General features: G+C 63.4%; 13 protein-coding genes and 2 pseudogenes. 12 read left to right on the top strand and 3 right to left on the bottom strand.

What is annotated here, in order from left to right:
* The first annotated feature begins 49 nt into the window (after window positions 1-49).
* The 3 genes and pseudogenes from argE (at window position 50) to OMK73_RS36790 (ending at window position 4083) form a co-directional block, all read left to right on the top strand.
* Window positions 50-1254: pseudogene (gene argE, locus OMK73_RS36800) on the top strand (acetylornithine deacetylase).
* 78 nt (window positions 1255-1332) lie between these two features.
* Window positions 1333-2637 carry an MFS transporter gene (locus tag OMK73_RS36795; RefSeq protein WP_267606309.1) on the top strand — a complete coding sequence of 435 codons (1305 nt, stop codon included), beginning with the start codon at window positions 1333-1335 and terminating at the stop codon, window positions 2635-2637.
* A gap of 54 nt (window positions 2638-2691) precedes the next feature.
* Window positions 2692-4083, top strand: a complete 1392-nt coding sequence (locus OMK73_RS36790) for an amidohydrolase (protein WP_267606308.1) — start codon at window positions 2692-2694, stop codon at window positions 4081-4083.
* Between the two features lie 469 nt (window positions 4084-4552).
* Here the strand turns inward: OMK73_RS36790 and OMK73_RS36785 are convergent, their stop codons facing one another.
* Window positions 4553-5146, bottom strand: coding sequence for a TetR/AcrR family transcriptional regulator (locus OMK73_RS36785; protein WP_267606307.1), 594 nt, complete (start codon window positions 5144-5146; stop codon window positions 4553-4555).
* Window positions 5147-5286: 140 nt separating this feature from the next.
* Here OMK73_RS36785 and OMK73_RS36780 point away from each other — a divergent pair.
* The 4 genes and pseudogenes from OMK73_RS36780 to OMK73_RS36765 form a co-directional block, all read left to right on the top strand.
* A pseudogene (locus tag OMK73_RS36780) lies at window positions 5287-5481 on the top strand (acetyl-CoA C-acyltransferase); the annotation flags it as partial.
* 15 nt (window positions 5482-5496) lie between these two features.
* Window positions 5497-5964, top strand: coding sequence for a MaoC family dehydratase (locus OMK73_RS36775; RefSeq protein ID WP_420715639.1), 468 nt, complete (start codon window positions 5497-5499; stop codon window positions 5962-5964).
* Between the two features lie 34 nt (window positions 5965-5998).
* Window positions 5999-6268, top strand: coding sequence for a hypothetical protein (locus tag OMK73_RS36770; protein ID WP_267606306.1), 270 nt, complete (start codon window positions 5999-6001; stop codon window positions 6266-6268).
* A gap of 8 nt (window positions 6269-6276) precedes the next feature.
* Entirely contained in the window at window positions 6277-7155 is an 879-nt protein-coding gene (locus OMK73_RS36765; protein ID WP_267606305.1) for an NAD(P)-dependent oxidoreductase, read from the top strand.
* A 219-nt stretch (window positions 7156-7374) separates the two neighbouring features.
* Here the strand turns inward: OMK73_RS36765 and OMK73_RS36760 are convergent, their stop codons facing one another.
* Window positions 7375-7920 carry a TetR/AcrR family transcriptional regulator gene (locus tag OMK73_RS36760; RefSeq protein ID WP_267606304.1) on the bottom strand — a complete coding sequence of 182 codons (546 nt, stop codon included), beginning with the start codon at window positions 7918-7920 and terminating at the stop codon, window positions 7375-7377.
* A gap of 162 nt (window positions 7921-8082) precedes the next feature.
* Between OMK73_RS36760 and OMK73_RS36755 the strand changes: the two genes are divergently transcribed.
* The 5 genes from OMK73_RS36755 to OMK73_RS36735 all read left to right on the top strand — a co-directional run bounded on the left by OMK73_RS36755 (window position 8083) and on the right by OMK73_RS36735 (window position 12083).
* Window positions 8083-9054, top strand: coding sequence for a quinone oxidoreductase family protein (locus OMK73_RS36755; protein WP_267606303.1), 972 nt, complete (start codon window positions 8083-8085; stop codon window positions 9052-9054).
* 29 nt (window positions 9055-9083) lie between these two features.
* Window positions 9084-10079: a D-2-hydroxyacid dehydrogenase family protein gene (locus OMK73_RS36750; RefSeq protein ID WP_267606302.1), complete on the top strand. Its 996-nt coding sequence runs from the start codon at window positions 9084-9086 to the stop codon at window positions 10077-10079.
* Window positions 10080-10330: 251 nt separating this feature from the next.
* Window positions 10331-10948 carry an MBL fold metallo-hydrolase gene (locus OMK73_RS36745; RefSeq protein WP_267606301.1) on the top strand — a complete coding sequence of 206 codons (618 nt, stop codon included), beginning with the start codon at window positions 10331-10333 and terminating at the stop codon, window positions 10946-10948.
* Window positions 10942-11187 (top strand): hypothetical protein, encoded by a 246-nt coding sequence (locus OMK73_RS36740; protein ID WP_267606300.1) that lies wholly within the window; start codon window positions 10942-10944, stop codon window positions 11185-11187. Before OMK73_RS36745 ends, OMK73_RS36740 begins: the two co-directional genes overlap by 7 nt.
* A gap of 185 nt (window positions 11188-11372) precedes the next feature.
* The gene (locus OMK73_RS36735; protein WP_267606299.1) at window positions 11373-12083 is read left to right on the top strand and encodes an SDR family NAD(P)-dependent oxidoreductase; all 711 of its coding nucleotides are present in this window, start codon (window positions 11373-11375) and stop codon (window positions 12081-12083) included.
* Between the two features lie 35 nt (window positions 12084-12118).
* Here OMK73_RS36735 and OMK73_RS36730 read toward each other — a convergent pair whose 3' ends face one another.
* A complete protein-coding gene (locus OMK73_RS36730; protein ID WP_267606298.1) occupies window positions 12119-12880 on the bottom strand; it encodes an SDR family oxidoreductase in 762 nt (253 codons plus the stop codon).
* Between the last annotated feature and the right edge of the window lie 20 nt (window positions 12881-12900).

The raw sequence follows: 12900 nt of genomic DNA, 5'->3' as shown, positions 1-12900 counted from the left end.
TGTAGCATCATTTACTTAACACGTTACCAAAAGCCAAAGGCCCCAAGCCATGCAAGCCGATACCCTCAGCAAGCCTGCCGATGCCGCAACCCGCGGCAGCGCGCTCGACTGGACCCAGCGCCTGGTCAGCTACGACACCACCAGCCGCCACTCCAACCTCGGCCTGATCGAAGCGGTGCGCGATCATTTCCTGGCCAAGGGCCTGCGCCCCCACCTGAGCTACAACCCGCAGGGCGACAAGGCCAACCTGTTCGTCACCGTGCCCGCCGCCGACGGCAGCACCGATGGCGGCATCGTGCTGTCGGGCCACACCGATGTGGTGCCGGTGGATGGCCAGAACTGGACCACCGACCCGTTCAAGCCGGTGATCCGCGATGGCCGCCTGTATGGGCGCGGCACCTGCGACATGAAGGGCTTTATCGGCACCAGCCTGGCGCTGCTGCCCACGCTGCTTGAGGCCAAGCTGCGCGAGCCGGTGCACTATGCGCTGTCCTTCGATGAAGAGATCGGCTGCATGGGCGCCCCTACCTGCTGGCGGAGCTGCGCGAGCGCGGCGTGACCCCGGCCGGCTGCATCGTCGGCGAGCCCACCAGCATGCGCGTGATCGTGGCGCACAAGGGCATCAATGCCTACCGCTGCTGCGTCAAGGGCCAGGCCGCGCATTCCTCGCTCACGCCCAAGGGCGTCAACGCCATCGAATACGCCGCCCGCCTGATCTGCCATATCCGCGACATCGCCGACGAGTTCAAGGCCAACGGGCCCTACGACCGCGACTTCGACGTGCCCTTCACCACGGCCCAGACCGGCACCATCCACGGCGGCATCGCGCTCAACACCATCCCGGCGCTGTGCGAGTTCGTGTTCGAATTCCGCAACCTGCCGGGTGTCGATCCGGATGCCATCTTCGCCCGCATCCAGGGCTACGCCAACGACGTGCTGCTGCCGAAGATGCGCGCCGAGCATGCCGACGCGGGCCTGACCATCAACAAGATCGCCGCCGCGCCCTCGCTCGACGTGGCAGAGCAGGCCGCCATCACGCAACTGGTGCGCGCGCTGACCGCCGACCGCGACGTCAACAAGGTCGCCTACGGCACCGAGGCCGGCCTGTTCCAGCGCGCCGGCATCCCGGCCGTGGTGTGCGGCCCCGGCGATATCGAGCAGGCCCACAAGCCCGACGAGTACGTCGCGCTCGACCAGCTCGCCGCCTGCGAGGCCTTCCTGCACAAGGTGGTCGACAGCCTGCGCGCGAACTAAGCCGTTTTCCGTTGTAGCCGGGCCGCCGCCAAGGCGGGCCGGCCGTTGCGTCATGTCCAAAAATAACAGGGAGACACCATGACAGCAGTATCGGCAAGCGGTACCAGCAACAGCGGCGCGGCGGAATCGGCGGCGCCCGCCACGCGCCACCCCTGGCGCGCGGTGATCTCGGCCTCGATCGGCAATGCCTTGGAGTGGTTCGACCTGGTCGTCTACGGCTTTTTCGCCGTCACCATCTCCGCGCTGTTCTTTCCCAACCACGATGCGAACACCTCGTTGCTGCTGACGCTCGGCACCTTCGGCGTGTCGTTCTTCATGCGCCCGCTGGGCGCCATCGTGATCGGCGTCTATGCCGACCGCAAGGGACGGCGCGCCGCGCTGACGCTCTCCATCCTGCTGATGATGGTGGGCACGCTGATCATTGCGCTGCTGCCCACCTATGCCGCGATCGGCGTCATGGCGCCCATCGGCATCGTGCTGGCGCGCATGATCCAGGGCTTCTCGGCAGGCGGCGAATTCGGCAGCGCCACCGCCTTTCTCGCCGAGCATGCGCCCAACCGCCGCGGCTTTTACTCCAGCTTCCAGGTTGCCAGCCAGGGCCTGACCACCCTGCTTGCCGCGGGCTTTGGCGCGGTGCTCACCACCACGCTCACGCCCGAGCAGATGCAATCCTGGGGCTGGCGCGTGCCCTTCCTGTTCGGCCTGCTGATCGGCCCGGTGGCCTACTACATCCGCCGCCACGTCGACGAAACGCCCGAGTTCCTCCAGGCCGAGACCACCGAGACGCCGCTGCGCGACACGCTCAGCCATCAGAAGGTGCGCCTGCTGCTGGCCATGGGCGTGGTGATCGTGGCCACGGTGTCGACGTACCTGGTGCTGTACATGCCCACCTATGCGGTCAAGCAGCTCGGCCTGCCGCCCTCGGCGGCGTTCGCCGCCACGCTGGCCACGGGCGTGGTGCAGATGCTGTTCGCCCCGCTGGTCGGGCACTGGTCCGATCGCTATGGCCGCATCCCGCCCATGCGCCTTGCGGCGCTGCTGTTGCTGGTGTCGATCTGGCCGCTGTTCTGGCTGCTCAGCCACTACCCCGGCTTCGGCGTGATGCTGGCGGTGCAGGTGGTGCTGGGGCTGATGATGACGCTGTACTTTGGCGCGCTGCCGGCGCTAGCGTCGGAGATCTTCCCGGTCAAGACGCGCACCACGGGCCTCTCGCTCTCGTACAACATCGCGGTGACGCTGTTTGGCGGCTTCGCGCCGTTCATCCTGACCTGGCTGATCGGCGCCACCGGCAGCAAGCTGGCGCCGAGCTTCTACCTGATGGCGTGCGCGGTGATCAGCCTGGTGGCGCTGGGCCAGACACGAGCCCGGCTCGGCATCCGCTGAGGGCCAGGCGCAACCCAGCTTCCAACACGAAGAAAAACCAAGAGGAGAGTCTTTATGGCAGCACCCAAAGCCCATCGTTTCCATGCTTGCCCCCCGTCCGCCTTGCGTGCCGGCGTGTCCGCGCTCGCGCTGGCCGCCGGCCTGCTGTGCCTGGCACCCGCCGCCGCGCGGGCACAAGCCGCCGGCAGCGAAAGCCTGCAGGCGCAGATCGATACCCGCGCCAAGGCCGTGGAGGCGCAGCTGATCGCCTGGCGCCGCGACATCCACCAGCATCCCGAACTAGGCAACTACGAGGTCCGCACCTCCAAGCTGGTGGCGGACCACCTGCGCAAGCTCGGCATGGAAGTAAAGACGGGGGTCGCCAAGACCGGCGTGGTGGGCGTGCTCAAGGGCGGCAAGCCGGGCCCGGTGGTGGCGCTGCGCGCCGATATGGATGCCTTGCCGGTCAAGGAGCGCGTGGACGTGCCCTTCGCCTCCAAGGCCCGCGGCCAGTACCTGGGCAAGGAAGTGGACGTGATGCACGCCTGCGGGCATGACACCCATGTCGCCATCCTGATGGCCACGGCCGAGGTGCTGGCCGGCATGAAGGACCAGCTGCCCGGCACGGTCAAGTTCATCTTCCAGCCGGCCGAGGAAAGCCCGGCGGACTTCGAGCCCAACGGCAGCAATATGTGGGGCGCCAAGCAGATGGTGGCCGAGGGCGTGCTGGACAATCCCAAGGTGGATGCCATCTTCGGCCTGCACGTGAGCAGCGGCATCGAGTCGGGCAAGCTGGCCTGGCGCAGCGGCCCGTCGATGGCCGCCGCCGACCAGTTCTGGATCGACGTCAAAGGCCGCCAGACCCACGGTGCGCGCCCCTGGGGCGGCATCGACCCGATCGTGGTGGCCTCGCAGATCGTCATGGGCCTGCAGACCATCCAGAGCCGCCAGGTCAACGCCATGCTGGAGCCGTCGGTGATCACGGTCGGCACCATCCACGGCGGAAACCGCATGAACATCGTGCCGGAGAAGGTCGAGATGATGGGCACGGTGCGCACCTACGACGAAGGCATGAAGAAGGACATCCACGCCCGCATGAAGCGCACCACCGAGGCCATCGCCAGCAGCGCCGGCGCCGAGGCCACCTTCAAGGTGGTGGAACTCTACAACGCCACCGTCAACCAGCCCGCGCTGACCGACAAGATGGCCCCCACCCTCAAGCGCGTGGCCGGCGACGGCAACTGGATGATCGCGCCCAAGGCCACCGCCTCGGAGGACTTCTCCTTCTACCAGGAGAACGTGCCGGGCCTGTTCTTCAATCTTGGCGTCACGCCCAAGGGCACGGACGTAAACAAGGCGCCGTCCAATCACTCGCCGGAGTTCTACGTGGATGAGCCGGCGCTGGTGAATGGGGTTAGGGCGTTGGCTGGTTTGACGGTCGACTATATGACCATGGCACAGCGATAAGCGTGATTGCCGGGCAGATGATGGTCGGGTTGATCTCGTCTGCCCGAGAGGCTGTTATGGGGCACGACCGGTTCCGGCTTCCAGGTCCGGCCGCAGCCGTCACGTAACGGAGATGGCAAAAGATCGATCGACAAGTTGGTATGGTTCTTCAGACTTCTGTGTGGGTCGCCGGGTGAAGTCCGGCGCAGGGGTAGCAAGAGCGCTCGCGTGCAATCTCGCGCAGGTGTAGCTCCCCTCTCCCGCGCAGCGGGAGAGGGGTTGGGGGAGAGGGCGGGCATCCGCAAGAGCGAGGCGCTTCACCTTGAGCTAGCGCCCACCCTCTCCCTCGGCCCCTCTCCCATTTCATGGGAGAGGGGAGCAAACCAGCGCATTGCATCGTGTCGCTCTCGCTCGGATGGAGGACCCACACGAAAGTCTGATGAACCGTTGATATTGGCCTGGATCGCATCCATGCAAAGTCGGCAAACCACTAGGCCAACAACTTCATGGCGGCATCGACGAGGTCGCCCCTCAGATCAGCCGGTTCTGCCATGAGGCCGCTGACGTACGCGCCGTTGATGAGCAGCGTTATCTGAAATGCAGTTCGGTCGGGATCACTGGCGCCAAGCCTGGCCACTATGGTCGCGAGCCTCGCCCGCATTTCCTCCTTGTTGCCCCGGGCGACGACCCGGCCAGGATGGTTGTCGTCGGGAAACTCCGTCGCCAGGTTGAGGAACGGACAGCCCCGAAAGGCGGGGAGTCCGATCCGCTCTGCGATCCCGGATAGCAGCGCCTCCAGCAAAGCGCGCGGGTCATCAGCGTGCTGCTCTTCAATGCGATCCCACCGCGCCCAGAACAACCGATCCTGTTCGGCAGCGAAGGCGGCGATCAAAGCGTCCTTGGATTCAAACAGGCGATAGAGGCTCGTCTTCGACACCCCGGATCGCTCGACGACCGTGTCGACCCCGATGGCGCGAATGCCCTCGCGGTAAAACAATTCGCTTGCCGTCGCGAGGATGCGCTCGCGCGCGCTCGCTTCGCCCTTTGGCGGGGCTCCCCGCCGGGGCCGGGTTCCTGCCGTCATATCCGCATGCTCCACTCGTTCCGCACTCGTTCCGATTTCCCGCTTGACAAAGTAACAGACCTGTTCCTAATATCAAAGTAACGTACAGGTCCGTAACTTTACAGGAAGATGACGATGCGTGCGATCGAGGCGGAGACTTTCTCGGGCTGTCCCAGGACATCGTCAATGTCGAAGGCGGCGCCATCGCCCGTGGCCACCCGATCGGGGCAACAGAGGCCGTGCTCACCACCCGCCTCATTCATTCGATGCGCCGTGATGGTTTCGAACGGGGCATCGTCACCTTGTGCATCGGCGTCAGTGAAGACATCCCGCTCGCGCTCGAAACCATTGCGTAAAGCTGGGACTGAATCATGAATCAGTTGAGCGAGCGCTATCTAGAAGATTTTGCAGTGGGGCAGACGTTCGGTTCAGGGCGGCTGCGCATCGACAAGGAGCGGGTCCTCGCGTTCGCTGCCGAATTCGATCCACAGCCCTTCCACCTCGATGAGGCGGCGGCGCGCCGCTCGATTTTCGGTGGACTGGCTGCCAGCGGCTGGCACACCGCTGCCGTGACGATGCGGTTGATGATTGAGACCGAACTCAAGCCGGCTGGCGGCTTCGTCGGCGCTGGCCTCGACGAGTGCCGCTGGCCCCGGCCAGTGCGCCCCGGTGACGAGTTGCGCGTCGAGTGCGAGGTGATCGAGGTGCGACCGTCAAAGTCGCGTCCAGAGCAGGGTCTGATCAAGCTCCGAACGACCACCCTGAACCAGGACGACGAGGCCGTGCTGGTGCATGTCGTGAACATGGTCGTGCTGCGCCGGAAACAACATTCGTGTTGATACCGCAAAGCGGGATTGCCGGAGAAGAATGCTCATGATGGAAATTACACGCACCGAAAGGATTTCGAGCGCGTTAGCCGCCTTCGTCGCGAGGGGTGGCGCCGAGCGCGGGCATGTCGCCGCGCTATGTCGGCTCTTTGCCGCAGCAGGCGAGCACCGGGACATCATCCAGGGCGAGGTCACGCAGGAAACGTCGATCAAATACTGCCTTCATATCCGCATGCTCCACATTCGAAACCAGCTCTTGGTGTTCGCGGCAACGAATTCGACCGTGTCGCCACAAGCAACAACCGCCTTGGGATAGAGGTGAATATGTGCATCGGTTTCATCGGCTTAGGTGTCATGGGGCAGCCAATGGCGCTCAATCTGGCCCGCGCAGGCACGCAACTCATTGTCTGGAATCGCTCCGCTGACAAGAGCGAGTCTTTGCGAGCGGCGGGCGCAACCGTCGTGACGAACCCTGACGAGATATTTAAACGCACCCGCGTAGTATTCCTGATGCTGACCGACGGCGACGCAATCGACGCCGTCCTCGCCCGCGGCACGCCGCAGTTCAGCGCGAACATTGTGCACCACACGATCGTCCACATGGGGACCACCTCGCCCGACTACTCGCGCGGACTCGAAGCCGACATTCGCAACGCCGGTGGCAGCTACGTGGAAGCGCCCGTCTCGGGCTCGCGCAAGCCCGCCGAGGCGGGCCACCTCGTGGCGATGCTAGCGGGTGAAGACGCGGCCGTCGAAAGCGTCCGCTCCTTGCTCGAGCCAATGTGCCATCAGACGATGGTGTGCGGCCCGGTTCCGAGCGGGCTCCTCATGAAGCTTGCGGTGAACCTGTTTCTGATCACCACGGTCGCCGGCCTTGCGGAAGCGGCTCATTTTGCCGAGCGACATGGTCTGGACATGCAGCAGTTCCGCGCCATCGTGGACGCCGGTCAGATGGCGAGCGGCATCTCACGCGTGAAAATTCTTAAGCTGGTGATGCGTGACTTCGATGTCCAGGGGTCGATCACCAATGTGCTGAAGGACAATCGATTGATTGTGGAAGCGGCCAGAGAAGCCGGGGTCGCGTCGCCGCTACTGGATGTCTGCTATGCGCTATTCGGTGAGACGCTGGCGCTGGGGCACGGCCAGTCCGACATGGCGGCCGTCGTCCACGCACTCGAGGCAAGAACCGAATCCGGCAAATGATCGCGTTCGCGTTCCTGAGCCTGCGCATATTTGCCGTGACAGGGCTAGGCTGGGCGGCAGTGCGCCTAAGCCTGATACGCGAGGAGGCATGGTGCGTTCTCTTTCAACTTTGCGCTGCCAGCGCTCGGCACTGGGTGTCACGTTGACGGTTTTAGAACACAGCAGTCGATAGCGCATGCCACTTGCTCAGAAAGAGGTTTTAAATGCAAGTCGTCAGATCTAAGCCAACAACTTCATGGCGGCATCGACGAGGTCGCCCCTCAGATCAGCCGGTTCTGCCATCAGGCCGCTGACGTACGCGCCGTTGATGAGCAGCGTTATCTGAAATGCAGTTCGGCCGGGATCACTGGCGCCAAGCCTGGCCACTATGGTCGCGAGCCTCGCCCGCATTTCCTCCTTGTTGCCCCGGGCGACGACCTGGCCAGGATGGTTGTCGTCGGGAAACTCCGTCGCCAGGTTGAGGAACGGACAGCCCCGAAAGGCGGGGAGTCCGATCCGCTCTGCGATCCCGGATAGCAGCGCCTCCAGCAAAGCGCGCGGGTCATCAGCGTGCTGCTCTTCAATGCGATCCCACCGCACCCGGAACAACCGATCCTGTTCGGCTGCGAAGGCGGCGATCAAAGCGTCCTTGGATTCAAACAGGCGATAGAGGCTCGTCTTCGACACCCCGGATCGCTCGACAACCGTGTCGACCCCGATGGCGCGGATGCCCTCGCGGTAAAACAATTCACTTGCCGTCGCGAGGATGCGCTCGCGCGCGCTCACTTCGCCCTTTGGCGGGGCTCCCCGCCGGGGCCGGGTTCCTGCCGTCATATCCGCATGCTCCACTCGTTCCGCACTCGTTCCGATTTCCCGCTTGACAAAGTAACAGACCTGTACCTAACATTAAAGTAACGTACAGGTCCGTAACTTTACAGGAAGATGACGATGCGTGCGATTGAGGCGGAGACATTCTCGGGCTATGGCGGCTTGCGGCAGATCGAATTGCCCAGGCCGCAACCGGCAAAAGACAGGGTACTGGTTCGCGTCACGGCCGCCGGCGTGACGCCGCTCGATCATACGATCCTGTCGGGTGGGCACCCCCGGGCCAAGGCGCCGCTGGTGCTCGGCAATGAGGGCGCTGGTGTCATCGAGGATGCCGGCGACTCCGGTCTCGCGGTGGGAAGCCGCGTGATGTTCACCGGGCCTTACGGCGTTCGTGAACATGGCGCGTGGCAAGAATGGCTGCTGGTGCGCCCCGAAGATCTGGCGCTCGTGCCCGACGTGATCGACGACGTAGTCGCGGCCAGCCTTCCAGTGGCCTATCTGACGGCGCAGATCACATTGACGCTGGCCGAATTCAAGCCCGGCATGACGGTGCTGGCTCCGGCAATCGGCGGGTCGGTCGGCAACGCAACCTATCAGCTCGCGCGGGCGCAGGGCGCCGGCAAGGTGATTTCGACGGCCGGCAGCGCGGCGAAAGCCGCTCGCGCACGCGAGCTTGGCTTCGAAGACGTGATTGACCTCAGCACGGAAGCTCTCACCGACGGTGTTCGCCGGATAACGGCCGGCAGCGGTGTCGATATCGTCATCGAGAGCATCGGCGGCACCGTGACCAGTGAGGCGTTGAGCAGCCTTGGTCTCGGCGGTGTCCTGATCACGCTGGGCTATTCCGCCGGACGAAAGACCACGATCGATGTGACGGACCTGATCTGGAAACGCGCGCGGATGGCCGGCTTCTCTTTGTTTGCCCAATCACCGACCGCGATTGCCACCGCGTGGCGGGACATCATCCCGCTGATCGTCAGCGGATCAGTCAAGCCCATCGTCGAGCGGGTTTATCCGCTTGGCGAGGCGGGCGAAGCCTTGCGCCATCTGATTGAGGATCGGCCCTTTGGCAAAGTCGTCCTGGCGGAATGATCGACATGGCAACCCCATCGTGCACTGACATGATCAACGCTGATGAATGGCCCGGCCGGGAGAAAACGCACATCGATGGCGGCCCGATCAGGATCGCCGTCCTGGACGATTACCAGCACGCCGCTCTCTCGCTTGCCGACTGGTCATCGCTGAAGCGGTGGGCGAGCATCACTATCTTCCATGACCATCTGGCGGAAGCGGATGCGATCGTCGCAAGACTGAAGCCATTTGCCGTCGTGTGCGTGATGCGGGAGAGAACGCCGCTCACGCGCGACATTTTGGAACGCCTGCCGGGCCTCAAGCTGATCGCGTCGACGGCCCCTCGCAATGCCTCGATTGATACCGATACCGCCGTTCGGCAAGGGATCAAGGTCGTTCACACGGGTTATACATCCACCCCCACCGTCGAACTGACATGGGCCCTCATTCTTGGTAGCGCCCGCCACATTGCAAGCGAAGGCGGGTCCTTGAGACGAGGAGGTTGGCAGCAGTCCGTTGGCGACGATCTGTCGGGAAGGACACTCGCCGTCCTGGGGCTTGGCAATGTCGGTCGAGACGTCGCCAGGATCGGCGTGGCATTCGGAATGAATGTAATCGCCTGGAGCGAAAACCTCACCCCGGAGCGCGTTATTGCGGCCGGTGCAGAGTTCGTGTCGAAGGAAACATTGTTCAAGCAGGCCGATTTCTTGAGCGTCCACCTTGTCCTGAGCCAAAGAACAAGGGGCTTGGTCGGAGCCGAGGAACTGTCCCTGATGAAACCGACGGCCCGTTTGATCAATACCTCCCGCGGTCAGATTGTCACTGAGACCGACTTGGTTGAAGCACTTCATGCCCGGAAAATCGCGGGCGCGGCGATCGACGTGTTCGATCAGGAGCCGCTCCCGCCGAACCATCCTTTCCGGACGATGACCAACGTGCTTGCGACGCCGCACATCGGCTACGTATCGCGGGGGCTTTACGAAACCTTCTACCGGGACACAGTCGCCAATATCCGGCGCTGGCTCGAAGAGTCTCCAACGGGATGAACGCTTCGACGGTTTCGCCGTCCGGGCTTGTTCCGATGGAATTAACGTTGAATCACCCAAATTAGCAACATGACGTAAGGGCCAGTGATGATCATTCGCAAAGACATTGAGCTTCCAGTCGAGGGCGGCATCTACCTTCGCGGTTGTCTTTCCATGCCAGAAGGAAACCATGAACAGTCGCCGTCCATTTTTATGGCCCCACGCCGATGCGGCGCACTGCGCTCGTCCAAGGCAAGCAGGAGGAAGACGTCATGTTGAGCTGGCAGGTGGGCGCGGTGAAGATCACCTGCGTGGTCGAGATGCTGATGCCCCTCCCCTACGATCCGGAGGGCTTTTTCCTGCGGGACGCGACGCCGGAGGCGCTGAAGGCCAGCCCCTGGCTCTATCCGCACTTCGCCAACGAGGATGGTTCGCTCAACGTGTCCATCCACGCCCTGCTAGTGGAGGCGCCGGGGCTGAGGCTGATGGTCGACACCTGCATCGGCAACGACAAGCCGCGCCATCTGGTGGGCGGAAACCCGCTGGCGACGGCGTTCCTGCAACACCTGGCGGATGCGGGCTGGAGCCGCGACAGTGTCGACGCTGTGGTCTGCACCCACCTGCACGTGGACCATGTGGGCTGGAACACCATGTTGGTGGACGGCAAGTGGGTCCCGACCTTCCCCAAGGCCCGGTACCTGATCGGCAAGCGCGAATTCGAGCATTGGAGCAACGAGGGCGACGAGGAGCAGCAGGCGATCATGGGAGACAGCGTGCGGCCAATCTTCGACGCCGGCTTGACCGAACTGGTGGAGATGGACCACCGCGTCTCTCCTGAGGTCCGCCTGAGGCCAACCCCGGCCACACGCCGGGCCATGTCAGCGTGGTGATCGAATCGGAAGGGCAGCGCGCGGTGATCACCGGCGACATAACCCACCATCCCTGCCAAATGGCGCACCCCGAGTGGACGACGAGCCTCGACAGCGACACCCAGGCTGCGACGGCCACCCGCGTGAAGATGTTCGCCGAATGGGCCGACCAGCCAATCCTGGTCATCGGCACCCACTATGCCGCGCCGACAGCTGGACATGTGAAGCGCGACGGGGCGGCGTTCCGGTTCGAGGTCTAGCCGCCGGACGGCCAAGGAGATGATCGACTGGCTGGCCGGCGTTGGTCGGTACGCGCAAACCATCCTCGAATGCAGCGGAGCATGGGCGCTTGGCTATTTTTTGGCAGCTGAGCGCCAGCCCAGAGGCGCTGCCAATCGGAATTAGCAATCAACGGAGTCATCGCTATGTGTAAGTTGCAGGAAAGGTGGCCGTCATCACCGGCGGCTCGTCGGGGATAGGCTTCGCCGCCGCTAAGCTCTTCGTCGCCGAGGGCGCCTACGTCTTCATCACCGGCCGTCGCCAGGAGGAGCTCGACGAAGCCGTAAGGGCCATCGGGGACAATGTGAGCGGCATCCAGGGAGACGTCGCCAAGTTGGCTGATCTTGATCGTCTCTATGAAAGCGTCAACGCGACAGGGCGAAGAATCGACATCGTCTTCGCCAACGCCGGCATCGCTGAGTTCGCCGCCTTGGGCGATATCACCGAAGCGCATTTCGACAAACTGTTCAGTACCAACGTGAAGGGAGTGCTCTTCACCGTCCAAAAGGCCCTGCCGCTCTTGAATGACGGCGGGTCGATCATTCTCACGGGCTCCATCGCGAGCGCCAAAGGGACGCCTGCCTTCTGGGTATACGGCGCGACCAAGGCGGCCATCCGCAATTTCGTGCGAGGGTGGACCGTGGAGCTGAAGGACCGTCGCATCCGTTCAAACGTCCTTAGCCCGGGTCCGATTGATACCCCGATCATTGGTCAGCAACCTCAGGACGCTATTGCGAAGATTTTATCTACCATCCCGATGGGACGGATGGGGGAAGCCGACGAGGTTGCCAAAGCTGCCCTGTTTCTCGCATCGGAAGACTCCAGTTTCGTCACGGGCATCGAACTCTTCGTGGATGGCGGCAGAGCGCAGATCTGATCGTCGATCAAGGGAATAGGATTGGCCGCAACGTTTTACGTCGGACGAACCTCGCAGCCCGGCCAGGCTCCGTTGAAATCGATGATCGCGCCGGTGAGGAAGTGGGCCTGTGTGGTCGCGAGGAACCGTATTACCTCGCCGATTTCGTCAGGGCGACCTAATCGCTGGGCCGGCACGGTTGTCTCGACGTACGCGCGGCCGACCGGGTCATCAATGAACCTGGCGCGGGGATAGTATGCTTCGCTGTAGAGAAAATTCGGGGCGATCGCGTTGACGGCAATCTGGTGGCGAGCAAGTTCGACCGCGAGGGATCGCACCATGGCGTTCGCCGCCGCTCTCGCCGAGTCGGGAATTGCGCCACCAGGAATTGGGGAGTGCGTGCGGCATGAAGTGATCACGATGACATTGCCCCGTCCTTGCGCCTTCAGATGGGGAATCGCGGCCTGCAACATGGCGAATGGCTCAACGACGAGTACCTCGAGCGTATTACGCAGGTCCTCGAGCGAGGCTTTCTCCGACGCGGTCTGAACGGCGGGATAGTGGTCGTTGCTGACGATTGCGTCGAGCCTGCCGGTAACATTCATGGCGGCGCCCGGCAATCCGGCTGGACTTTCGGCGCGAACATATTCCGCGTGTGGATGCAACTGCAGGAACTCTTCGAGAACGGCCTGATCGCTGAATTGCCGGTCGTGAACGAGGACTCGAAATCCGGCTTCGCCAAGCGCATCCACTGCCGGCGGCCCCGCGTAGCCGGTAGAGTTTGTGACGAGTGCTGTAGGCATAGAACTCGAGGACATCGGCGTCTCCCAAGGGGTGG

Origin of the sequence: Cupriavidus sp. D39 (genome assembly GCF_026627925.1) — a bacterium.
In the GTDB taxonomy this organism is placed as follows: domain Bacteria; phylum Pseudomonadota; class Gammaproteobacteria; order Burkholderiales; family Burkholderiaceae; genus Cupriavidus; species Cupriavidus ulmosensis.
The sequence above is the reverse complement of the archived record's forward strand: the minus strand, read 5'-3'. Positions and strand labels throughout refer to the sequence as shown.

What these genes read in the sequence shown, in the direction of transcription:
- OMK73_RS36785 (WP_267606307.1), bottom strand. Translation starts at nt 5,146, where the DNA reads ATGACGGCAGGAACCCGGCCCCGGCGGGGAGCCCCGCCAAAGGGCGAA.
- OMK73_RS36770 (WP_267606306.1), top strand. Translation starts at nt 5,999, where the DNA reads ATGATGGAAATTACACGCACCGAAAGGATTTCGAGCGCGTTAGCCGCC.
- OMK73_RS36755 (WP_267606303.1), top strand. Translation starts at nt 8,083, where the DNA reads ATGCGTGCGATTGAGGCGGAGACATTCTCGGGCTATGGCGGCTTGCGG.
- OMK73_RS36730 (WP_267606298.1), bottom strand. Translation starts at nt 12,880, where the DNA reads ATGTCCTCGAGTTCTATGCCTACAGCACTCGTCACAAACTCTACCGGC.
- OMK73_RS36790 (WP_267606308.1), top strand. Translation starts at nt 2,692, where the DNA reads ATGGCAGCACCCAAAGCCCATCGTTTCCATGCTTGCCCCCCGTCCGCC.
- OMK73_RS36765 (WP_267606305.1), top strand. Translation starts at nt 6,277, where the DNA reads ATGTGCATCGGTTTCATCGGCTTAGGTGTCATGGGGCAGCCAATGGCG.
- OMK73_RS36745 (WP_267606301.1), top strand. Translation starts at nt 10,331, where the DNA reads ATGTTGAGCTGGCAGGTGGGCGCGGTGAAGATCACCTGCGTGGTCGAG.
- OMK73_RS36750 (WP_267606302.1), top strand. Translation starts at nt 9,084, where the DNA reads ATGATCAACGCTGATGAATGGCCCGGCCGGGAGAAAACGCACATCGAT.
- OMK73_RS36795 (WP_267606309.1), top strand. Translation starts at nt 1,333, where the DNA reads ATGACAGCAGTATCGGCAAGCGGTACCAGCAACAGCGGCGCGGCGGAA.
- OMK73_RS36775 (WP_420715639.1), top strand. Translation starts at nt 5,497, where the DNA reads ATGAATCAGTTGAGCGAGCGCTATCTAGAAGATTTTGCAGTGGGGCAG.